Source organism: Empedobacter stercoris, assembly GCF_025244765.1.
In the GTDB taxonomy this organism is placed as follows: Bacteria; Bacteroidota; Bacteroidia; order Flavobacteriales; family Weeksellaceae; genus Empedobacter; species Empedobacter stercoris.
The window spans coordinates 1892420-1913926 of the sequence record NZ_CP104209.1 but is presented as its reverse complement, the minus strand read 5'-3'; the positions used below and the strand labels follow the sequence as shown (position 1 = coordinate 1913926).

22 protein-coding genes are annotated in these 21507 nt (G+C 33.4%); 19 read left to right on the top strand and 3 right to left on the bottom strand.

Going from position 1 to position 21507, the window contains the following annotated elements; translation table 11 throughout:
• Positions 1 to 28: 28 nt before the first annotated feature.
• A complete protein-coding gene (gene panD / locus NZD85_RS09060; protein ID WP_171622959.1) occupies positions 29 to 376 on the bottom strand; it encodes an aspartate 1-decarboxylase in 348 nt (115 codons plus the stop codon).
• A gap of 87 nt (positions 377 to 463) precedes the next feature.
• The gene (gene panC / locus NZD85_RS09055; protein ID WP_260541521.1) at positions 464 to 1306 is read right to left on the bottom strand and encodes a pantoate--beta-alanine ligase; all 843 of its coding nucleotides are present in this window, start codon (positions 1304 to 1306) and stop codon (positions 464 to 466) included.
• A gap of 118 nt (positions 1307 to 1424) precedes the next feature.
• Here panC and NZD85_RS09050 point away from each other — a divergent pair, with 118 nt between their 5' ends.
• The 6 genes from NZD85_RS09050 (at position 1425) to NZD85_RS09025 (ending at position 8582) form a co-directional block, all read left to right on the top strand.
• A complete protein-coding gene (locus NZD85_RS09050; protein ID WP_171622961.1) occupies positions 1425 to 2237 on the top strand; it encodes a glycogen/starch synthase in 813 nt (270 codons plus the stop codon).
• A gap of 15 nt (positions 2238 to 2252) precedes the next feature.
• Entirely contained in the window at positions 2253 to 3863 is a 1611-nt protein-coding gene (locus NZD85_RS09045; RefSeq protein WP_260541520.1) for a DUF4270 domain-containing protein, read from the top strand.
• Positions 3864 to 3892: 29 nt separating this feature from the next.
• Positions 3893 to 5740, top strand: coding sequence for a glutamine--fructose-6-phosphate transaminase (isomerizing) (glmS, locus tag NZD85_RS09040; RefSeq protein WP_225542089.1), 1848 nt, complete (start codon positions 3893 to 3895; stop codon positions 5738 to 5740).
• 103 nt (positions 5741 to 5843) lie between these two features.
• Positions 5844 to 6431, top strand: coding sequence for a riboflavin synthase (locus NZD85_RS09035; RefSeq protein ID WP_188319449.1), 588 nt, complete (start codon positions 5844 to 5846; stop codon positions 6429 to 6431).
• A 2-nt stretch (positions 6432 to 6433) separates the two neighbouring features.
• Complete coding sequence (locus tag NZD85_RS09030; RefSeq protein WP_260541519.1) at positions 6434 to 7882, top strand: sensor histidine kinase; 1449 nt, start codon at positions 6434 to 6436, stop codon at positions 7880 to 7882.
• Entirely contained in the window at positions 7875 to 8582 is a 708-nt protein-coding gene (locus tag NZD85_RS09025) for a tRNA1(Val) (adenine(37)-N6)-methyltransferase (protein ID WP_188319450.1), read from the top strand. Before NZD85_RS09030 ends, NZD85_RS09025 begins: the two co-directional genes overlap by 8 nt.
• A gap of 222 nt (positions 8583 to 8804) precedes the next feature.
• Here the strand turns inward: NZD85_RS09025 and pckA are convergent, their stop codons facing one another.
• Entirely contained in the window at positions 8805 to 10376 is a 1572-nt protein-coding gene (gene pckA / locus NZD85_RS09020) for a phosphoenolpyruvate carboxykinase (ATP) (protein WP_225539556.1), read from the bottom strand.
• 228 nt (positions 10377 to 10604) lie between these two features.
• Here pckA and NZD85_RS09015 point away from each other — a divergent pair, with 228 nt between their 5' ends.
• The 13 genes from NZD85_RS09015 (at position 10605) to rfbA (ending at position 21158) form a co-directional block, all read left to right on the top strand.
• A complete protein-coding gene (locus NZD85_RS09015) occupies positions 10605 to 10841 on the top strand; it encodes an acyl carrier protein (protein ID WP_038336002.1) in 237 nt (78 codons plus the stop codon).
• Between the two features lie 16 nt (positions 10842 to 10857).
• The gene (fabF, locus tag NZD85_RS09010) at positions 10858 to 12111 is read left to right on the top strand and encodes a beta-ketoacyl-ACP synthase II (RefSeq protein ID WP_260541518.1); all 1254 of its coding nucleotides are present in this window, start codon (positions 10858 to 10860) and stop codon (positions 12109 to 12111) included.
• On the top strand, positions 12111 to 12863 hold the full coding sequence (gene rnc / locus NZD85_RS09005; RefSeq protein ID WP_171622969.1) for a ribonuclease III: 753 nt from the start codon (positions 12111 to 12113) through the stop codon (positions 12861 to 12863). The genes fabF and rnc overlap by 1 nt, the downstream gene beginning before the upstream one ends.
• Positions 12864 to 12867: 4 nt before the next feature.
• Entirely contained in the window at positions 12868 to 13326 is a 459-nt protein-coding gene (locus NZD85_RS09000) for an IPExxxVDY family protein (RefSeq protein WP_260541517.1), read from the top strand.
• Positions 13327 to 13358: 32 nt separating this feature from the next.
• The gene (pyk, locus tag NZD85_RS08995; RefSeq protein WP_260541516.1) at positions 13359 to 14801 is read left to right on the top strand and encodes a pyruvate kinase; all 1443 of its coding nucleotides are present in this window, start codon (positions 13359 to 13361) and stop codon (positions 14799 to 14801) included.
• A 158-nt stretch (positions 14802 to 14959) separates the two neighbouring features.
• Positions 14960 to 15952 carry a mannose-1-phosphate guanylyltransferase gene (locus NZD85_RS08990; RefSeq protein ID WP_260541514.1) on the top strand — a complete coding sequence of 331 codons (993 nt, stop codon included), beginning with the start codon at positions 14960 to 14962 and terminating at the stop codon, positions 15950 to 15952.
• 101 nt (positions 15953 to 16053) lie between these two features.
• The gene (locus tag NZD85_RS08985) at positions 16054 to 16473 is read left to right on the top strand and encodes an adenylyltransferase/cytidyltransferase family protein (protein ID WP_171622975.1); all 420 of its coding nucleotides are present in this window, start codon (positions 16054 to 16056) and stop codon (positions 16471 to 16473) included.
• Positions 16473 to 17489: an NAD-dependent epimerase/dehydratase family protein gene (locus NZD85_RS08980; RefSeq protein WP_260541512.1), complete on the top strand. Its 1017-nt coding sequence runs from the start codon at positions 16473 to 16475 to the stop codon at positions 17487 to 17489. The genes NZD85_RS08985 and NZD85_RS08980 overlap by 1 nt, the downstream gene beginning before the upstream one ends.
• The gene (locus tag NZD85_RS08975; RefSeq protein WP_260541510.1) at positions 17486 to 18808 is read left to right on the top strand and encodes a nucleotide sugar dehydrogenase; all 1323 of its coding nucleotides are present in this window, start codon (positions 17486 to 17488) and stop codon (positions 18806 to 18808) included. The genes NZD85_RS08980 and NZD85_RS08975 overlap by 4 nt, the downstream gene beginning before the upstream one ends.
• Positions 18808 to 19359: a dTDP-4-dehydrorhamnose 3,5-epimerase gene (gene rfbC / locus NZD85_RS08970; protein WP_260541508.1), complete on the top strand. Its 552-nt coding sequence runs from the start codon at positions 18808 to 18810 to the stop codon at positions 19357 to 19359. The genes NZD85_RS08975 and rfbC overlap by 1 nt, the downstream gene beginning before the upstream one ends.
• 271 nt (positions 19360 to 19630) lie before the next feature.
• Entirely contained in the window at positions 19631 to 19993 is a 363-nt protein-coding gene (locus NZD85_RS08965; RefSeq protein WP_038335987.1) for a four helix bundle protein, read from the top strand.
• 3 nt (positions 19994 to 19996) lie between these two features.
• Positions 19997 to 20281, top strand: coding sequence for a hypothetical protein (locus tag NZD85_RS08960; protein WP_260541507.1), 285 nt, complete (start codon positions 19997 to 19999; stop codon positions 20279 to 20281).
• Positions 20282 to 20297: 16 nt separating this feature from the next.
• The gene (gene rfbA, locus NZD85_RS08955) at positions 20298 to 21158 is read left to right on the top strand and encodes a glucose-1-phosphate thymidylyltransferase RfbA (protein WP_260541506.1); all 861 of its coding nucleotides are present in this window, start codon (positions 20298 to 20300) and stop codon (positions 21156 to 21158) included.
• The last annotated feature ends 349 nt before the right edge of the window (positions 21159 to 21507 follow it).

Below are 21507 nucleotides of genomic sequence, written 5' to 3'. Positions count from 1 at the left end.
TTCATATAAATGTTTGAAAATTAATTTCTTAATCTAAACGATTATTGTCGTTAGGGAAAACAATTGTTGGTTCGTATGTTTTGGCTTCCTCAAAATCCATCATTGCGTAGGTAATAATGATTACCGTATCACCAACTTGTACTTTGCGCGCAGCAGGTCCATTCAAACAAATTTCGCCACTTCCACGTTTCCCTTTTATAATATAAGTTTCAAATCGTTCACCGTTTTCTTGAACAACGATTTGTACTTTTTGACCCACTACCATATTTGCAGCATCAATCAAATCTTCATCGATTGTGATACTTCCGATATAATTTAGTTTTGCGTCTGTTACCTTAACTCTATGTATTTTAGAGTGAAAAACTTCTACCATCATAATTTTGCAAAGTTACATTGAACTTATAAATTTCAAAACCTATTCCAATATTTTTCAATGGATTTGGAACAAATATTTTAGTTTTTTTTAGAATTGAATATTATCAATTAAACGAACATCGCCTGCATAGGCAACAACAAACCCTCGAATATGTTTTGCTTCAGAAAAATGGTTGATAGACAACAATGTTTCTTCGTCTGTGATTTCGAAATATTCTAATTCGAAAGGAGAGTTTTCAAATTCATTTTTAACAAATTCTTTCACTTCAGCTACATCTTTTCCGTTGTTTTTAAGTTGAACAGCTTTAGATAAAATCGAAAAAATTTGTGGTGCATCTGTTGTTTGTTGTGTTGATAAACGAGCATTTCTCGAACTAAAAGCTAAGCCAGAATCTGCACGATGAATAGGCATTGGAACAATTTCGACATCCAAATTCTCTTGTTTTACCATTTCTTGAATGATACGAATTTGTTGAAAATCTTTTTCTCCAAAATATGCTCTTGTTGGTTGAACGGCTTTGAATAATTTGCAAACAATTGTTGCAACACCATCAAAATGTCCTGGACGAGAAGAACCTTCCATGACTTTGTCAATCGTTCCGAAATCGTAATGTTTTGCACCTTCATTTGACTCGTATAAATCCTCTACTGTTGGCATATAGACAAAATCACAACCATTTTTCATTAACAATTCCTTGTCACTTTCCTCAGTTCGAGGATATTTTGCTAAATCTTCTGGATTATTAAATTGTGTTGGATTGACAAAAATACTTACAATTGTGTAGTCATTTTGAGCCTTAGAAGCTTTTACTAAAGACATGTGCCCTTCGTGCAAAGCGCCCATTGTAGGGATAAACCCGATGGTTTTGTTTTGGTTTTTTAACTCGACGATTACGGGAGTTAATTTTTCCTTTTCGTTAAATACAACCATTCCACTGATTTGTTAAAAAAAAACTAATATCCGGCAAAGCTACTATAAGCAAATAATATATCAACATTTTTTTGTAAATTTGTGCCTTATTATTCATTAGGAAAAGAGAGTAGAAATTATGGAAGGAAAGCGCATATTGTATGTAACAACAGAAATGGTACCTTATTTTCCTGAAAATCCGATGTCTTCTCAAGCATTAGATTTGCCAAAAATCATGCAAAGTAATGGCGCAGATGTAAGAATCTTTATGCCAAGATTTGGAGCAATTAATGAAAGAAGACACCAATTACATGAAGTAATACGACTTTCAGGTATGAACATGATTATTAATGACTTGGATCAACCCTTAATCATTAAAGTAGCATCTGTACCAGGAGAGCGACTACAAGTGTATTTTATAGATAACGAAGAATATTTTAAACGTAAAGAAGTTTATGGAGAAGGAAATGATTTGTTTTCTGATAATGATGAGCGTTCGATTTTCTTCGCAAAAGGAGTTTTAGAGACAGTAAAAAAATTAAACTGGAAACCAGACGTAGTTCACGTTATGGGATGGATGTCAAGTTTAGTACCATTGTACCTAAAGAAATATTATTCGGATGATCCATTTTTTCAAGATGCGAAAGTAGTAGTTTCACTATTTGACAATGCATTTGATGGAGAATTGGATAATGGATTAATCAATAAATTAGCCTTCGATAAAGTAGAAGGGGAAGTAAAACAATACTTAGAAAAACCGACTCATTTAGGAATGATTCAAGCTTCTTTAGAATACGCAGATGCGGTAGCGAGAGGAGAAGAGATAATTCCAGAAGATGTCAAAAACTATATCAACCAACAAAATATTCCTCTATTAGATTATTGCTCAAAAGAGCAAGCAAAAGAAGTGTACAACAACTTTTATCTTGAGGAAGTAATGAACTCTAATTAAAATCCGTTGAGATTAATGAAAAAATTTTTGAATGTCCTTTCTGTATCTGTTGCAATGATGATTGGAATGGGAACAATGGTTTCTTGTGAAAACGAAACATTAGAATTAGATAACAATGTTATTGGAGGAGAAGCTGATGGGAATGTGAAATCGTTAGATGTATTAGCATTTAATGCAAGTTTTGATACGATTCGATCTGATAGATTTGTATTGCAAAATGGGGCTTTTGGTGTGTACAATGAACCAATTTTTGGCTCGACTGCATCAAAGTTTTATACGCAATTTAGACCTACTTCTATTGGAGACCAAGATTTTGGTACAGAGCCAAAAGTAGATTCTGTCAATCTTATCATCCCTGTTTATTACAATTCTACAAAAGATCCTATTTCTAAGGACACAATCAACTTGTCTAAACCAGGAGAGAAACCAGAAGATACAGATACAATCCAAATTACAACAAAATACGCTGTTGATTCCTTGTATGGAAAAAAGGATTTGGAGATGACGTTGAAAATTAAAGACATTAATACGGTTTTATATCGAGACTCAAAGTATTTTTCTAAATTAGATGGTTCAGAATCGCCAATAGATGCCAATTCGAGAGTAATTGGGACTGCTAAAATTGGAAAAACAGTGGTGAGTAAAGTTGTAAAACAAAAAACGGGAACAACTAATATTTCGGAAGAAGCAGTAGGTTACAAAGTCTCTTTAGATAAAGATTATTTTGACGAAAAAATCATCAAGAATGCTAAAACAGGATTGCTTTCTGATTATGCAACATTTATTCGTGAAAACATCAAAGGTTTAGAATTTTCTGTTGAAGAAACGGATGGATTTATCATCAATTTTAATCCAAATAAAATGGATTTAAAAATGTATTATTCATACAAAAATCCAACACCTAAAAAAGATACAGATAAAGAATACAAAGAACGTTTGGACGCAACCTATGATTTTGATTTCTCTAATCAGTGGAATTCAGGTACAGCGAATAACTCAAATGTAATTGCTTCTCAAATTGTAAATAATATAGCAGGTTCTACGTATTCAACAGTTCAACCAGACTCTATAAAGGGTGATGCAAGATTGTTTTTGAGTGGAATGAGTGGTAACTATGCGAAATTAAAATTCAACACCCAACAGTTAGATGAATTGAAGACAGAAATGTCGAAAAGTGATATTGCTATTCTTGGTGCCAAATTGAAATTTTATATAGATGAATCATATGGTTTTCCAAAACCACCGTATATAACTGCTTGGAATAACTACAAAAAAGAGGACAAAATTGTTAATGAATTGTATGCAGATGTTTTAGAATTTTATAATTCGTATCCACTTTCTGTACACTTTAATCCTCAAGTAAAAGGAGAAACAGAGTTTTATACAATTGATATCACAAAACATCTGAAAAGTATGTTAGAAAAAGGAAATGAATTTAAAGACCAAACAATGTACATTACATTGGGTAATTTTATCACTTCTGTTTCTGATGCGACAACTATCAATAGTACAAACCCATTCCAAAATAATAGAGCATACAATCCGTATAGAATTGTATTGCACGGGAATAACACAGAAAATGATGCTAAAAAATTAAAACTATTAGTATATTATTCAAAAAAATAACAATTTAACTTAAAATACTATATAACATTATGTGTGGAATTGTAGGATATATTGGTCATCGCGAAGCGTATCCAATTATTATAAATGGATTGAGAAGATTAGAGTATCGTGGTTACGATAGTGCTGGCTTAGTCCTTTCTACTGGTACTGATTTTGAATTAGTAAAAACAAAAGGAAAAGTTTCTGATTTAGAAGAAAAATCATCAAATTTAGATAAAACACCTCATTTAGGAATTGGTCATACACGTTGGGCTACACATGGTGTTCCAAACGATGTAAACTCGCATCCGCATATGTCAAACAGTGGACGTTTGGTTTTAGTTCATAATGGAATTATTGAAAACTATGAATCAATCAAAAAATTGTTAATCGAAAAAGGTTATGTTTTTCACAGTGATACAGATACAGAAGTTTTAGTAAACTTTATTCAATTATTTCAAGAAGAACAAAATCTAAATTTAACAGATGCTGTTCGTTTAGCGCTTAATGAAGTGATTGGAGCTTATGCTATAGCAGTTTTAGACAAAGAAGAACCAAATACAATTGTTGTTGGACGTTTAGGATCTCCATTAGCAATCGGAATTGGTGAAAACGAATTCTTTGTAGCTTCTGACGCTTCTCCGTTTATCGAATTTACGAAAGATGCTGTTTATTTAGAAGACGGAGACATGGCAACAATTACTTTAGACAAAGCAGTTGATGTACGTACAATCAAAAATAATGAAGCGGTATCTTTAGATGTTCAAGAATTAAAATTAAATATCGAAGCAATCGAAAAAGGAGGGTACGAACATTTCATGTTAAAAGAAATCAACGAACAACCTCGTTCTATTCGTGATACAATGCGTGGACGTTTATTGGTTGACGAAGGTGTCATCAAAATGGCAGGTATTTGGGATCATCAAGAGAAATTCTTAAATGCCAAACGTATCATTATTGTAGCTTGTGGAACGTCTTACCATGCAGGATTAGTAGCAGAATACATGATCGAAGATTTCGCTCGCATTCCTGTAGAAGTAGAATATGCATCAGAATTCCGTTACCGTAATCCAATCATCAACAAACATGATGTGGTAATTGCAATCTCTCAATCAGGAGAAACGGCAGATACATTAGCAGCGCTTAAATTAGCAAAAGAAAATGGTGCCTTTATCTTCGGAATTAACAATGTTGTAGGTTCATCTATCGCTCGTATTACAGATGCTGGGGCTTATACACACGCAGGTCCTGAGATTGGTGTTGCTTCAACAAAAGCTTTTACAGCTCAGTTAACAGTTTTAGCATTGATTGCATTAAAATTAGGAAAACACAATGGTGAATTATCAGCAGAGAAATTCAACTTGTTAACACGCGAATTAGAGCGTATTCCAGAATTAGTGCAACAAATTTTAGATAATTGCGAAGGCGTTATCGATAAAATTGCCGAAAAATATAAAGACAATAGAAATGCAATTTATTTAGGTCGTGGGTATAACTTCCCATCAGCCTTAGAAGGTGCATTAAAATTAAAAGAAATTTCTTACATCCACGCAGAAGGGTATCCTGCAGCAGAAATGAAGCACGGACCAATCGCATTGTTGGATGAAAATATGCCAGTTATTGTTATTGCAACGAAAAAAGGATATTACGAAAAAGTAGTTTCTAACATTCAAGAAATTAAATCTCGTAGTGCAAAAGTAATTGCGATTGTAAACGAAGGCGATGAACAAGTTACTGCAATGGCAGATGATTATGTTGTAATCCCAGAAACGGCAGAAGAGTTTTCTCCAATTTTAACAGCTATTCCATTACAATTATTATCTTATTGGATTGCTGTAAAATTAGGTAAAAATGTAGATCAGCCTCGTAACTTGGCAAAATCAGTTACAGTTGAGTAAAATAAATATTTAGATCAATAATTAAAGGGGTGATGTTTTAAAATCATCCCTTTTTCATTTTATAATTTTAGAATTAATTATTACTTTCACCAAAAATAACATCATGTTTACAGGAATCGTTGAAGGAGTTGGAAAGCTTGTAAAAGCAGAGAAAGATCAATCTAATTTACATTTATGGATTGAAGCTGATTTTTGTGATGAACTAAAAATAGATCAAAGTGTAGCACACAATGGAGTTTGTTTAACAGTTGTTGATTTTAAAGATGGTCTTTACAAAGTCACAGCTATAGAGGAAACACTACAAAAAACAAACTTTAACACCTTAAAAGAAGGCGATTTTATCAATTTAGAACGATGTTTGCAATTCAATGGTCGCATAGACGGTCATATTGTTCAAGGACATGTAGATCAAACAGGAAATGTAGTTTCTATTGAAAACCAAAACGGAAGTTTTTTTGTTACCGTAGCCTATGACGAAGCATCGTCTGGAAATGTAACTGTAGAAAAAGGTTCGATCTGTCTAAATGGAATTAGTTTAACCGTTGTAGATAGTAAAGTTGGTCAATTTTCGGTAGCAATTATTCCGTACACTTGGGAATTTACAAATCTCAATCAAGTGAAAGTTGGAGATACCTTAAATTTAGAATTTGATATCTTAGGAAAATACGTCAAAAGATTATTTCAAAAATAAAAATGATTAGAAGAAAAAATAACTTATCGCTACCTATTCGTATTATCATTTACATGGTAACGATTTTGTTATTTACAGCAGGCGCAATTTTATTGATTACTGCTAATCATTTCAATGATCAAACCAAACAATATCACGAAGATATTCTTAAAAGAAAGGTAAGAGCAGTAGAAGCTGCGATAGATTATGAGATGGATAATTACCCTGGAATTGCAACCAAGGATAATATTCATAACCTATTAGAAGATGGTTTTCTTCGCATTGGAGATATCAACAAAACAGATATTGTGGTTTACGATTTGCGTGGAAATAAAATCCTTACAACTCAACCTGTATCGACAACTTATGATGTTTTACCACAAAAGATACTCGATAAACTCAAAGATTCAAATGATTTTATTGTAACGAATAAAGATTCTCATGACGAGAGTGATATCTATTCGTCGTATAGTAATATCAAGAATTATTACAACGAAAACATTGCCATTCTTTGTTTACCTTACCAATCCAACCAAGATTTTTTACAGCAAGACATGTTTACCTTAATTGGTAGTTATGGATTAGCTTTTGGTGTAATTCTTTTATTCGGAACTTTAGCCGTCTATTTTGTAACTAAACGTACATTGAATAAACTTTGGTCGTTTGCAGATCGTATTCGAGAAACAGAAGTAATTGTCAACAATATGCCGATTCGTTACGATGGAAATGACGAGATCAAAGTCTTGGTCGATTCCTATAACGATATGCTATTTCGATTAAAAGAACAATCCGATTTATTGGCCAAACAAGAACGTGAAGAAGCGTGGAGAGATTTTGCCAGACAAGTAGCTCATGAGGTCAAAAATCCATTAACTCCAATGCGATTAATGATTCAAAATCACATGAGAAGATTTGATATCAATGATCCTGATCTCGAAGAGAAAACAATGCGCACAGGGAATATTTTATTGCAACAAATTGATACAATTTCTGGTATTGCAGAGGCTTTTTCAGATTTTGCAAAAATGCCATCGCGTAAAGATGAAAAAATTGATGTTGTAGAAGTCATAAAAAATACACTTTATGTATTTCCAATGGAGTTTATCGAGTTTAATTATTCTCCAAATATCATCATGATGCGTTTTGATAAACAATATTTGAACAGAATTATTACCAATATTACAAAGAATGCATTTCAATCTATTCCACAATCTCGTACTGCAAAAGTGAAAGTGGATGTCGCTTTTGTAAAAGATTTTCTTCATATTACCATACAAGATAATGGAAATGGAATTCCAGTAGAATCACAAGATTCTATATTTGTTCCAAAATTTACAACAAAAAACAGTGGAATGGGAATAGGTTTGCCAATGGTGAAAAAAATTATTGACGATTACGATGGAACCATTCGTTTCGAAACCGAAATTTCTGTTGGCACAACATTCTACATATTGATTCCATATAATGAATAGAAAACCTTTTCGTTTTAAACAATTCGATATTTTTCAAGATAAAACGGCAATGAAAGTTGGCACAGATGGTGTTTTGCTTGGCGCTTGGTCAACTTTAGAAACGGGCGAAAATATATTAGATATTGGCACTGGAACAGGATTAATTTCCTTGATGTTAGCCCAACGTTTTCCACATGCAACAATTGATGCTATCGAAATTGATATAAATGCTTTTATACAAGCAAAAGAAAATTTTGAACTTGCAACTTTTTCTGAGCGATTAACGGTTTTTAATGCATCACTTCAAGCGTATTCTACAGATCAAAAATATGACTTGATCGTAAGCAATCCACCATTTTTCATAGTAAATGACACGGTTGATTTTGATGCGCGAAAACAAGCGCGACAACAAGAAACCTTAACATTTGAAGAGCTAATCAAAAAAACGACTGAATTGCTTCAACAAGACGGTTTAGCGAGTTTTATTATACCTTACGATCAAATGGGTGCTTTTTGTAAAATTGCTTCGCAAAACAACTTAAAACGATCAAAAACAGTCTATGTAAAAGGAAATGCAACTACTGCAACCAAACGTGTTTTATTAGAATTTAGTTTTCATGACAAGAAATGCCTTGAAAATGAGTTAATCATCGAAGTCGAACGTCATCAATATACCGAAGATTACATTAATTTAACAAAAGAATTTTATTTGAAAATGTAATTTTTCTATTGTAAATCTGAATGAAAATTTGTCAATTTGAGTGATTTTAGAAATGAAATTTATAAAAAGTGTATCTAGAATTAAGATGAATTATATCTTTTTAAAAAATTTAAAACATAAAAAAACCGAGCAATTTGCTCGGTTTTGTATTTATTTCTGATTTTCAAAATGAGCTAAAACTTTGTCTTAATCTCAATCTTAATCTCAATCTTAATTTCAACCTTAAATTGTTGGTCCTCCAGCTAATAAATCAGCATTCGCAAATTCTTCGAACTTTTTGAAGTTTTCTTTGAATTTAGCTGCCAATACTTTCGCATTTTCTTCATACGCTTCTTCTGTTGCAAATGAAGTTGCAGGATTTAATTTTTCTGATGAAACACCATCTATTGCAACTGGAACTTCAAATCCGAAGTATGGATCCTTTTTAAACGCTGCGTTATCCAAATCTCCATTTAATGCTGCATTGATCACTGCACGAGTATCTTTTAAAGACATACGTTCTTTCTTACCATTCCAACCTGTGTTAATTAACCAAACATTAACGCCAGTTTTTTCTACTTTGTCGCTTAACATTTCAGCATATTTTGTTGGGTGCAACGGCATAAATGGCGCACCAAAACATGTAGAGAATGTCGTTTGTGGTTCTGTAACACCAGCTTCTGTACCAGCCACTTTTGAAGTATATCCTGAGATAAATAAATAAGCTGCTTGATCTGGGTTTAATTTAGCGATTGGAGGAAAAACACCAAAAGCATCAAATGATAAGAAGAAAATATTTTTAGGATTTTTTCCTACAGATGGAACTGCAATATTCTCGATGTAATCAATCGGATAAGAAACACGTGTGTTTTCTGTAATTGAGGTATCCGTAAAGTCAACTTCGTTTGTCCCTGGAACTAACTTACAGTTTTCTAATAACGCACCTTCTTTAATTGCAGCAAAAATTTCTGGTTCTCCTTCTGCAGATAAGTTAATTACTTTAGCATAACAACCACCTTCAAAATTGAATACAGTATTGTCTTCAGTCCAACCATGTTCATCATCACCAATTAAACGTCTGTTTTTATCAGCAGATAAGGTTGTTTTTCCTGTACCAGATAACCCAAAGAACATGGCAGTATCTCCGTTTTCACCAGAGTTCGCAGAACAATGCATTGGTAATGTGTTTCTAAATACCGGTAAGATAAAGTTTAAAGCAGAGAAAATTCCTTTTTTCATTTCTCCTGTGTAACCAGTTCCACCATTCAAAACGATTTTACGTTTGAAGTTTAAGATAGAGAAATTGTGTTGTCTTGTACCATCTTGGTCTGCATCAGCAACAAAAGTTGGCGCATTTATAATTGTCCATTCAGAATCTCCGAAGTTGTTTAATTCTTCTTCTGTTGGACGAATAAACATGTTGTAGATAAATAAATTAGCAGCAGGTGTTTCTGTAATTGCTCTAATTTTAGTTTTGTAGGCGTCATCTGCACAAGCAAAAGCATCGCGTACATAAATTTCGCGGTTGCTTAAGTGCTCAACTACTTTATCATATAAAGCGTCAAACTTATCAGAATCAAAAGGAATATTTGTATTTCCATCCCACCAAACGTTATCAGCCGTAATATCATCTTTTACAATGAAACGGTCTTTTGGTGAACGCCCTGTAAATTCTCCTGTTAGCATATTAATAGCGCCAGAAGATGTGATTTCTCCCTGTCCTAATTCTACCATTTTCTTGGTAAGTTCTTCAGGAGATAATTGATAGTTAATTTTGGAATTTTTTATTCCGTAAGATGCCAATTCTATGCTCATTTTTGTGATTTTATAGTATTTTTAAAATATTAAAGGTAAAAACTTTGCACAAAGTTACAATAAAAAAAAGCGTGAAAAATTTGACTTATGTCATTCACTTAAACGTTTTCGTGAATAATTATTCACCCTATATTTGCAAGTTCTTATGCATGCATATAAAAAAAAGCTTGTATTTAATATAAGTTTTATATTTTTGCAGTAGTTTACAACAATTAAAATTAGAAAATTATGTCTGACATTACATCAAGAGTGAAAGCAATTATCGTGGATAAATTAGGAGTTGACGAAAGCGAAGTAACGCTTGAAGCAAGTTTCACTAACGATTTAGGAGCTGATTCATTAGACACAGTAGAGTTAATTATGGAATTCGAAAAAGAATTTGATATTCAAATTCCAGACGATCAAGCAGAGAAAATTTCTACAGTAGGTCAAGCTGTGACATACATCGAAGACTTAAACAAGTAATAGTTCCTTAATTTTTATGGAATTAAAAAGAGTAGTAGTAACAGGTTTAGGCGCGCTAACACCAATCGGAAATACTTACCAAGAATACTGGAAAGGATTAGTGAATGGTGTAAGTGGCGCCGCGCCTATTACGCTTTTTGATGCAACTCTTTTTAAGACACAATTTGCTTGTGAGATCAAAAACTTCAACATTGAAGATCATTTTGATCGAAAAGAAGCGCGCAAGATTGATCGTTGTGCCCAATTGGGGATTGTGGCTGCAAGAGAAGCTATCAAACACAGTGGGATCTTAGATGCTACTAACGTAAACAAAGAGCGTATCGGTGTTATATGGGGATCTGGTATTGGTGGAATTAAAACTTTTGAAGAAGAAGTTTCGAATTACGCAACAGGAAATGGAACACCACGTTTCAATCCTTTCTTTATCCCTAAGATGATTGCAGATATCACACCTGGTCATATTTCAATGGAATTTGGTCTTATGGGACCTAATTATACAACTGTTTCGGCATGTGCCTCTTCAACAAATGCAATTATTGATGCATTCATGTTATTAAGACTTGGAAAAGCAGAAGCAATAGTAACAGGAGGGTCAGAAGCTGCGATTACAGCATCAAGCATTGGAGGTTTCAATGCATTACATGCGTTATCTACACGAAACGATGATCCACAAACGGCTTCAAGACCATTTGACAAAGACCGCGATGGTTTTGTAATGGGTGAAGGCGCTGGATGTATTGTTTTAGAAGAGTACGAACATGCAATTGCACGTGGAGCTACAATTTATGCTGAATTAGTAGGAACAGGGATGACAGCAGATGCTCATCATATTACAGCACCACATCCAGAAGGAATTGGCGCTTTAAATGTGATGAAAGAAGCTTTATTAGACGCAAATATAAACGTAGAAGACGTGGATCATATCAACATGCACGGAACATCTACACCATTAGGAGATATTGCAGAATCTAAAGCGATTCAAAAATTATTTGGAGAACATGCGTACAATATTCAAATCAATTCAACTAAATCAATGACAGGTCACTTATTAGGTGGTGCTGGAATTATTGAAGCGATTTCGGCTATTGGAGCTATCAATAACAGTATTGTTCCACCAACAATTAATCATTTTACGGATGATGAAAATCTTGATCCTAAAATTGATTATACATTTAACAAAGCAAAAGAGAAAAATGTGGATTATGCATTGAGTAATACTTTTGGTTTTGGTGGTCACAATGCGTGTGTGATATTTAAGAAGTATAAGTAATGTCTTTCTTAAAAAAATTATTTTCTTTTAAAAATCATCGTGATGATTCAAATTCATCTGATCCTTTTTTGAAATTTTTGAACGAGATCCTGGGGTATACCCCTCAAAATATTGAGGTGTTTAAAGAAGCATTTACCCACAGATCAGCGCAAAAAAAAGATGAAAATGGAAACAGTATCAATTTTGAAAGATTAGAGTTTTTAGGAGATGCATTACTTGGTGCTTCTACCGCAGTACATTTGTACTATAAAGCACCAGATCAACAAGAAGGGTATTTGACAAAAATGCGTTCTAAAATAGTTTCACGCAAGCAATTAAACGCTGTGTCAAAACAACTTGGTCTGTTGGATTATTTAGATCCTATGAACAATCACAACAATTTGGGGGAAGACGTCAATGGTGATATGTTAGAAGCTTTAGTCGGTGCAATTTATGTAGATGGAGGAATAGATGCAGTCCAAAAATTTATTCAAATCAAAATTATTGACCCTTATGCGGATTTAGATCGTTTGGAACATACCATAACAAGTCACAAATCGTTGATCTTAGAATGGAGTCAAAAAACGAGAAATACAATAAGATTCAATACATTTGAGGAGCAAAATGCAGAAGATCTTCAGGTCTTTGTATCCGTTATCCGTCTTAACGATAAGGTTATCTCAAAAGGGAGAGGAACTTCAAAGAAAAAAGCAGAAGAAAGTGCCGCAAAACGCGCGTATTATTCACTACAAAAGAAAATAGAAAAAGTATAGAAGAATGGCAGAGTTACTCTTATATGATGAGTGGATAGATTTCCATCTAATAGGCGTAAATTCAAGCTTTAATACTTCGACACAATTTATTTTCCATCTCAATTCTACTTATGATACGCGTTTTCAACGTATCAATGATTTGGATATTTGGTTAGATGATCATACCTATTTTTTCGAAACATACGAATGGATAGATGAAACCAATAAGATAGATTATCATATCATTAAAAATATCCCAAATCAATCCGATTCTAAAAAAATTGAAGTAGATTTATCAAATCTTTTCAAAGAGAGCATTATACTTGTGCCTAATTACAAGGATTGCAACTATATTGTCAAAGTTTCTGGCTGGGAAGATGATATAGAGAATCTTCCACTTCCATTTGTAGAAAAAGATTTTATTAAATTAATTAAAAAAATAGATGTCGATTTAATCAGTACAGCTGATAGATTGGTTTTCTAACAAAATATTGTGCATAAAAAAAAGGGAAAAATATGATTTACGATAAACAATTTCTTAAAAAGACGAAAATTGTTGCAACATTAGGTCCAGCAACTGATAGTCCAGAAATTATACTAGAAATGATGAAAAAAGGAACAGATGTGTTCCGTATCAACTTTTCGCACGCCGATTATGCGGATGTGAAACGTAAGATAGAAATGATTCATCAATTAAATAACGATCACGGATACAATACAGCAGTATTAGCGGATTTGCAAGGTCCAAAATTGCGTATTGGTAAAATGGAACACGAAGATTTTGTCATCAATCCAGGAGAAATTTTAACTTTCACCAATGAAGATGTTGTAGGAACAAAAGAGAAAGTTTTTATGACGTACCAAAAGTTTGCACAAGACGTGCAAGTGGGTGAAAACATCTTGATTGATGACGGAAAATTAATCTTCAAAGTGATCGAGACTAATGGTACAGATACTGTAAAAGCTGAAACAATACAAGGCGGGCCATTGCGTTCTAAAAAAGGAGTTAATTTACCAAATACAAATATTTCTTTACCAGCTTTAACGGAAAAAGATAAAGAAGATGCAAAGTTCGCAATCGAAAATCGTGTCGATTGGTTTGCCTTATCTTTTGTTCGTTCGGGACAAGATGTAAAAGATTTATCTGATTTTATCAAAGAACATGGCACACTTAAAATTCCAATTATTTCTAAAATTGAAAAGCCTGAGGCTTTAGAAAATATTAAAGATATTTTAGAGTTTTCGGATGGATTAATGGTTGCTCGCGGGGATTTAGGAGTTGAGGTTCCGTTTGAAATTGTTCCAAAGGCACAAAAACAATTAATTGACAAAGCAAAATTAGCGCGTAAACCAGTTATTGTTGCAACTCAAATGATGGAAACCATGATTTCGAGTTTAACACCAACTCGTGCCGAAGTTTCTGACGTTGCAAATGCCGTTTTTGATGGAGCAGATGCGGTTATGTTATCAGGTGAAACATCTGTTGGTCAATACCCTGTTCAAGTGATTGAGAAAATGACGAAAATTCTTCAAACTGTTGAAGATGATGAGCACGTACATGTACCAGAACACAAACCAAAAGTTAAAAACGAACGTTTTGTAACAGATATGGTTTGTTACAATGCAGCTAAAATGGCAGAAGATACAGGAGCAAAAGCAATTGCAACGTTGACGTATTCTGGTTATACAGCTTTTCAAATTTCTTCTCATCGTCCAAATTCATTTATTTTGGTGTTTAATCCAAGTAAACGAATCAACCGTATGTTGAATTTGTTATGGGGTGTAAAATCGATTAATTACGATCCTCGCGATACATCTACGGATCAAACGGTAACAGAGGTAAATATCTTAGCGAAGAATGCAGGTTATGTAGAATATGGTGATTACATCATCAATTTGAATGCTATGCCAGCGTTTGAAAAAGGAATTACCAATACACTACGTATTTCAATGATTTAAGATTCAAAATGAATTTAATATAAAAATCCTGCTCAATTGAGCAGGATTTTTTTCTTTTATTAGATCAGTTTCCTATTAAATTTACATTAAATTTAATTTCAATAATTTTCTATAATGATTTGATTTAATATCTTTACAAGTTCGAATTAGAAGAATTTATGTGTATTTATAATGTGATCTTATCTGGTGGTGTTGGGAGTAGACTTTGGCCACTTTCACGAAAAAGTCATCCAAAACAATATTTACCTCTGTTTAATGAGCAATCTTTATTTGAGTTAACGATTCAGCGCAATCTTCCTATTGCAGATAAGTTGATGGTCATAGGAAACAAGGATAACGATCATTTGAGTCAAGAAGTACTTGATAAAATGAATGTTGAATACACAAAAATTGTAGAGGCTGTTCCACGTAATACTGCAGCGGCAATTGCATTTGCAGCTTTAGCAGTTGAGGATGATGATATTCTAATTGTGACACCATCTGATCATTTGATTGAAGATATGGAAGCCTATCAAGAAGCGATGAATAGAGCAATCGAATTAGCACAAAATGACTATATCGTCACATTTGGTGTGCATCCAACACGTCCAGAAACAGGGTATGGCTATATTGAGCACAAAGAAGACACTGTGTTATCGTTTCGTGAAAAACCAAATCATATTACGGCGCAAGATTTTATCGAGCAAGGTAATTTTTTGTGGAACAGTGGAATGTTTTGTTTCAAAGCAAAAGTGTTGCTAAAAGAGTTGAAGAAGTTTGAAAAAGAAATTTATGAAACTTCTGTCGAGGCTTGGAACGAAAATGTAAATGGAGAATTAAGTGAAGAGCTTTCAATGAAAATTCCATCAAATAGCATCGACTATGCCGTAATGGAACGAAGCAAGAAAATAAAAGTTGTTCCTGCAAAATTTATTTGGAACGATTTGGGGTCTTTCGAATCGTTGTATGATTATTTTATCATGAACGGACATACTGTAGATCGAAATGGAAACATGATTATCGGAACAGAAGTGTACACCTCTTTTGTGGGGTTGCAAAATTGCATTTTTGTCCATACTCCAACAGCAAATTTAATTTTACAAAAAGAATATTCGCAAGAAGTGAAAAATGTTTACACCCATTTAGAAAAAAGAAATTCAGAATTGATATAAGTGTAAGTCTCTCAAATTTGAGAGACTTTTTTTATTGTACAATTCTTTAACAATAATTCAAAATATTACCTAAATTTGTCTTTCCAACAATAGTATTATAAATGACAACTGGAATTACTTTCGGAATATTTGACTTACTTCATGCAGGACATGTGATGATGCTCGAAGAAGCCAAACGACAATGCGATTATTTGATTGTAGGTCTTAATACAGATCCTGCAGCAGTAGACCCTTCCAAAAATAGTCCAACACAATCTATCGTAGAACGCTATATACAGTTAGAAGGATGTCGTTATGTGGACGAAATTATTCCATACGAAACAGAACAAGATTTGTTTGACATGTTAAGTGCTTTGCCCGTAAATGTTAGAATTATAGGCGAAGAATACCGAAATATTGACTTTACAGGAAAACAATATTGTTTAGATAATAATATTCAGATTTACTACAATAAGCGTACGCATCGTTTCTCAAGTTCAGGATTAAGAAAAGTGGTCGCAACCTCCGAAAAAGAGAAATAATGAAAACAGTATTCATAACTGGTGTAGCTGGTTTCATAGGTTATCATTTAGCTGAAAAACTAATCGAAAAAGATATTCAAGTTGTTGGAATTGATAATATCAACGATTATTATGACGTTCAGTTAAAATATGATCGATTACACGAATTAGGAATTTCTCAAGAATTTGCATCACATTTTAATCAAAAGGTCACCTCTTCTAAGCATGAAGAGAACATGATTTTCTATCGAATGAATTTAGAAGATAAAGAGTCATTGGCTCAACTTTTTAAAACATATTCGTTTGATGCGGTTGTTAATATGGCAGCCCAAGCAGGAGTACGTTACAGTATCGAAAATCCAGATGCTTACGGACAAAGCAATTTGGTTGGTTTCTTGAATATATTAGAATGTTGTCGTCATCATCAGGTGAAGAAATTGCTTTATGCAAGTAGTTCAAGCATTTATGGAAATTCGTCTGATGTTCCTTTTACTACAGAGCAAGCTGTCGATCATCCCATTAGTTTATACGCAGCAACGAAAAAAGCAAACGAATTAATGGCGCATGCTTACAGTCATTTGTACAATATTCAAACGATAGGCTTACGTTTTTTTACCGTTTATGGCCCATGGGGAAGACCAGATATGGCGATGTTTTTATTTACAAAAGCCATCTTAAATCATCAACCTGTGAAAGTGTTTAATCACGGCGATTTATCACGAGATTTCACCTATATCGATGATATTATTCAAGGAATAACGAAAATACTTGAAGACAAACAAACAAACGAAACCTACCAGTTATACAATATAGGAAATAGCAAACCTGTTCAGTTGATGGATTTTATCAAAGAAGTAGAGAAATCAACAGGAGAACAAGCTATTTTAGAAATGTACCCTATGCAAGCGGGAGATGTCAATCAAACATGGGCGGATGTCCAAGAGTTGAAAGATAAATTTGGTTACAATCCATCTTATCCAGTGGACAAAGGCGTGTCTAACTTTGTACAATGGTACAGAAAATATTATAATAAATGAATCAACAACATAAAATAGCAGTAATTGGTTTAGGTTACGTAGGTTTACCGTTGGCTCGATTATTTGCAACAAAATACCCTGTTGTCGGGTTTGATATTAATGAGCAACGTATTGCTGAATTAAATAATGGAGTAGATTCAACTTTAGAAGTTGAAAATAATGTTCTACAAAATGTTTTAGTTAAACAAAATCCTTTTATTCAAGTAGAAAATGGATTGTTTTGTTCATCAGATATAGCGGATATTAAAGATGCTACAATTTATGTGGTAACCGTTCCTACGCCAGTGGACAAAAATAATCGACCAGATTTAACGCCTCTTAAAAAAGCATCGGAAACGGTAGGGAAAGTATTGTCAAAAGGAGATATTGTGATTTACGAATCAACTGTTTATCCTGGCGTAACAGAGGAGGAGTGTATTCCTGTTTTGGAAGAAGTTTCAGGATTGAAATTTAATACAGATTTCTTTGCAGGCTATTCACCAGAACGGATCAATCCAGGAGACAAAAAGCATACGGTTGAAAAGATCTTGAAGGTTACATCAGGTTCAACTCCAGAAATTGGAAAAATAGTTGATGATTTATATCAATCAGTAATTGTTGCAGGGACTCATTTAGCACCTACAATTAAAGTTGCAGAAGCATCGAAAGTGATCGAAAATTCGCAACGTGATATCAATATTGCGTTTATTAACGAATTATCGAAGATTTTTTCGCTAATGGATATTGATACCAATGACGTATTAGAAGCTGCTGGAACAAAATGGAATTTTTTACCATTCAAACCAGGTTTGGTTGGAGGACATTGTATTGGTGTTGATCCATTTTATTTGGCTCAAAAAGCACAAGAAATTGGTTATTATTCTGAATTGATATTAGCAGCAAGACGATTAAATGATTCTATGGGAGCCTTTGTAGCTTCTCAGGTTGTTAAATTGTTAATTAACAACGATATCAAAGTAAAAGGCGCAAAAATTCTAAATTTAGGAATTACCTTTAAAGAAAATTGCCCTGATATTCGTAATTCAAAAGCAATTGATGTGATTCATGCTTTAGAAGAATATGGAATAGAGGTGACAACGTTAGACCCTTGGGCTAACCCGGATGAGGTAAACCATGAATACGGAATAACTTTTTGTAATACATTGGATCAGGTTTTCCAGTTCACCAGTTCACCAGTTCACCAATTCGACGCCATTATCTTGACTGTTTCACACGACGAATTTTTAAATCTTCAGTTAACTGATTATTTAAAAGAAAACGGAGTGATTTATGATGTAAAAGGGGCTTTACCTAAAGAAAAAGTAAATAAAAGACTGTAATGAAAGCAACAGAGACAAAATTAAAAGGTTGTTTTATTTTAGAACCAACTGTTTTTGAAGATTCGAGAGGGTATTTCTTCGAATCGTATAACGAAGGAAAGTTGGAAGAAATTTTAGGATATAAACCAACTTTTGTTCAAGATAATCAATCAAATTCTTCTTATGGCGTTGTGCGTGGATTACATATGCAAGCAGGTGAGCATTCACAAGCTAAGTTAGTACGAGTTGTAGAAGGCGCAGTAATAGATGTTGCAGTTGATGTTCGTCCAGATTCTGAAACCTATGGTCAATCAGTAGCTGTAGAATTATCAGCAGAAAATAAAAAACAATTGTTTATTCCGAGAGGCTTTTTACATGGTTTTTCGGTGATTTCAGAAACAGCAACATTTTTCTATAAATGCGATAATGGGTACAACAAAGCGTCTGAAGATGGAGTGAATCCTTTAGACATCGAACTGAATATAGATTGGCAAATTCCAACAGATAAAATGATAATTTCTGAAAAGGATCAAGAAGCACAGTCGTTTGGAGAGTTTAAGGTGAAAAAGTGAAGAAGTGAAGGAGTTAACAAGTGAACAAGTGAAGAGGTGAAGAAGTTACAAGTTTACACGTTTACAAGTGAATAAGTGAAGGAGTGAAGGAGTGAAGGAGTGAAGAAGTGAAGAAGTTACAAGTTCACACGTTCACAAGTTCACACGTTCACAATTTGACAAGTTCACACGTTTACAAGTTCACATGATCACAAGTTCACAAGTTCACAAGTTCACACGTTCACATGATCACAAGTTCACAAGTTTACAAGTTTCACATAAAATACAATAGATGAAGAGCCATAAGGATTTATTAGTATATCAGAAATCATTAGATCTGGTCACAAATATTTATTCTATTACAGATTGCTTCCCAAAAGAAGAGCAATTTGGTTTGACAAACCAATTAAGAAGAGCATCAGTATCTGTCCCTTCTAATATTGCGGAAGGAGCTGGAAGAAAAAGTAAAAAAGAATTTATTCATTTTTTGTACATCGCTTTAGGCTCATTGAATGAAATTGAAACACAATTAGAAATATCTAAAAGATTAAATTATATAAGTAATTTAGATGATTTTGATACACAATTTTTACACATCAAAAGAATGCTCTTAAAATTAATAGAATCATTGAAAAGGGATATTGAAGAAGGTTAACAAGTGAAGAAGTTAACAAGTGAACAAGTGAAGAAGTTAACAAGTGAAGAAGTGAAGAAGTTAACAAGTTCACACGTTCACAAGTTTACACGTTCACCCGTTTACAAGTTCACCCGTTTACAATTTGACACGTTTACAAGTTCACACGTTTACAAGTTTACAAGTTCACAAGTTCACATGATCACAAGTTTACAAGTTCACAAGTTCACAAGTTCACATGATCACAAGTTTACAAGTTCACAAGTTCACAAGTTCACAAGTTCACACGTTCACCCTTTAACCATCTAACCATAAAATAAATAAAATGAAAGGAATTATATTAGCAGGAGGATCAGGGACGCGTTTACACCCTTTAACATTAGCGGTAAGTAAACAATTGATGCCGGTATATGATAAACCAATGATTTATTACCCTTTGTCAACGTTGATGTTGGCAGGGATTAACGAAATTTTAATTATTTCTACGCCTCACGATTTACCTCATTTCGAAAAATTATTAGGCGATGGTTCTCAAATAGGATGTAAATTTTCTTATAAAGAACAACCAAGTCCAGATGGATTGGCACAAGCCTTTATTTTGGGAGAAGAATTTATTGGAAATGATAAAGTAGCCTTAATCTTGGGTGACAATATATTTTACGCTTCTGGAATGTCTAAATTATTACAAGATTCAGCAGATCCAGATGGTGGCTTGGTTTTTGCTTATCAGGTGAGCGATCCCGAACGATACGGAGTAGTTGAATTTAACGAGCAAAATGAAGTTGTTTCAATTGAAGAAAAACCAACTGAACCCAAGTCAAATTATGCGGTACCAGGTTTGTATTTCTATGACAATGATGTGGTAGAAATTGCAAAAAATATCAAACCTTCTCCACGTGGCGAATTAGAGATCACAGATATCAATGCCGAATACTTGAAAAGAGGAAAGTTGAAAGTTGGTGTTTTCAATCGTGGTACAGCTTGGTTGGATACTGGAACAATCAATTCATTGATGCAAGCTGGTCAATTTGTTCAAGTGATCGAAGAGCGTCAAGGAATGAAAATTGGTGCCATAGAAGAAGTGGCGTATCGTATGGGATACATTACAAAAGAAGAATTAATGAATATTGCAGAACCACTGAAAAAAAGTGGGTATGGCGAATATTTGATGAAAATTATAAAATAAATTAATGTTATTGAAAATAAGTAAATAATGAAAATAACGGTTGTAGGAACAGGATATGTAGTTTTGTCTAATGCCATGTTATTGGCACAGCATAAAGAAGTTTTTGATCTAGAAATTGTTAGGATAAGCATAAGTTAAGATTTCTTGATTTCGAAGAAATGAAATTAAAGAAATTTATCTTTGGTAAGGTTATAAATTCGTTAAATACAAACCTATTTTATAAAAGAAATTTTCTGTTATGAATGTTTTAAAAGTTTTATAAAATTCAATCCAACAATGATTTAAATATATCGAAAAGTTAAACAAAAGAATTATCAGACGTTAACCTTAAAGTATATACTCGCTATTT

What these genes read in the sequence shown, in the direction of transcription:
- panD (WP_171622959.1), bottom strand. Translation starts at nt 376, where the DNA reads ATGATGGTAGAAGTTTTTCACTCTAAAATACATAGAGTTAAGGTAACA.
- panC (WP_260541521.1), bottom strand. Translation starts at nt 1,306, where the DNA reads ATGGTTGTATTTAACGAAAAGGAAAAATTAACTCCCGTAATCGTCGAG.
- NZD85_RS09050 (WP_171622961.1), top strand. Translation starts at nt 1,425, where the DNA reads ATGGAAGGAAAGCGCATATTGTATGTAACAACAGAAATGGTACCTTAT.
- NZD85_RS09045 (WP_260541520.1), top strand. Translation starts at nt 2,253, where the DNA reads ATGAAAAAATTTTTGAATGTCCTTTCTGTATCTGTTGCAATGATGATT.
- glmS (WP_225542089.1), top strand. Translation starts at nt 3,893, where the DNA reads ATGTGTGGAATTGTAGGATATATTGGTCATCGCGAAGCGTATCCAATT.
- NZD85_RS09035 (WP_188319449.1), top strand. Translation starts at nt 5,844, where the DNA reads ATGTTTACAGGAATCGTTGAAGGAGTTGGAAAGCTTGTAAAAGCAGAG.
- NZD85_RS09030 (WP_260541519.1), top strand. Translation starts at nt 6,434, where the DNA reads ATGATTAGAAGAAAAAATAACTTATCGCTACCTATTCGTATTATCATT.
- NZD85_RS09025 (WP_188319450.1), top strand. Translation starts at nt 7,875, where the DNA reads ATGAATAGAAAACCTTTTCGTTTTAAACAATTCGATATTTTTCAAGAT.
- pckA (WP_225539556.1), bottom strand. Translation starts at nt 10,376, where the DNA reads ATGAGCATAGAATTGGCATCTTACGGAATAAAAAATTCCAAAATTAAC.
- NZD85_RS09015 (WP_038336002.1), top strand. Translation starts at nt 10,605, where the DNA reads ATGTCTGACATTACATCAAGAGTGAAAGCAATTATCGTGGATAAATTA.
- fabF (WP_260541518.1), top strand. Translation starts at nt 10,858, where the DNA reads ATGGAATTAAAAAGAGTAGTAGTAACAGGTTTAGGCGCGCTAACACCA.
- rnc (WP_171622969.1), top strand. Translation starts at nt 12,111, where the DNA reads ATGTCTTTCTTAAAAAAATTATTTTCTTTTAAAAATCATCGTGATGAT.
- NZD85_RS09000 (WP_260541517.1), top strand. Translation starts at nt 12,868, where the DNA reads ATGGCAGAGTTACTCTTATATGATGAGTGGATAGATTTCCATCTAATA.
- pyk (WP_260541516.1), top strand. Translation starts at nt 13,359, where the DNA reads ATGATTTACGATAAACAATTTCTTAAAAAGACGAAAATTGTTGCAACA.
- NZD85_RS08990 (WP_260541514.1), top strand. Translation starts at nt 14,960, where the DNA reads ATGTGTATTTATAATGTGATCTTATCTGGTGGTGTTGGGAGTAGACTT.
- NZD85_RS08985 (WP_171622975.1), top strand. Translation starts at nt 16,054, where the DNA reads ATGACAACTGGAATTACTTTCGGAATATTTGACTTACTTCATGCAGGA.
- NZD85_RS08980 (WP_260541512.1), top strand. Translation starts at nt 16,473, where the DNA reads ATGAAAACAGTATTCATAACTGGTGTAGCTGGTTTCATAGGTTATCAT.
- NZD85_RS08975 (WP_260541510.1), top strand. Translation starts at nt 17,486, where the DNA reads ATGAATCAACAACATAAAATAGCAGTAATTGGTTTAGGTTACGTAGGT.
- rfbC (WP_260541508.1), top strand. Translation starts at nt 18,808, where the DNA reads ATGAAAGCAACAGAGACAAAATTAAAAGGTTGTTTTATTTTAGAACCA.
- NZD85_RS08965 (WP_038335987.1), top strand. Translation starts at nt 19,631, where the DNA reads ATGAAGAGCCATAAGGATTTATTAGTATATCAGAAATCATTAGATCTG.
- rfbA (WP_260541506.1), top strand. Translation starts at nt 20,298, where the DNA reads ATGAAAGGAATTATATTAGCAGGAGGATCAGGGACGCGTTTACACCCT.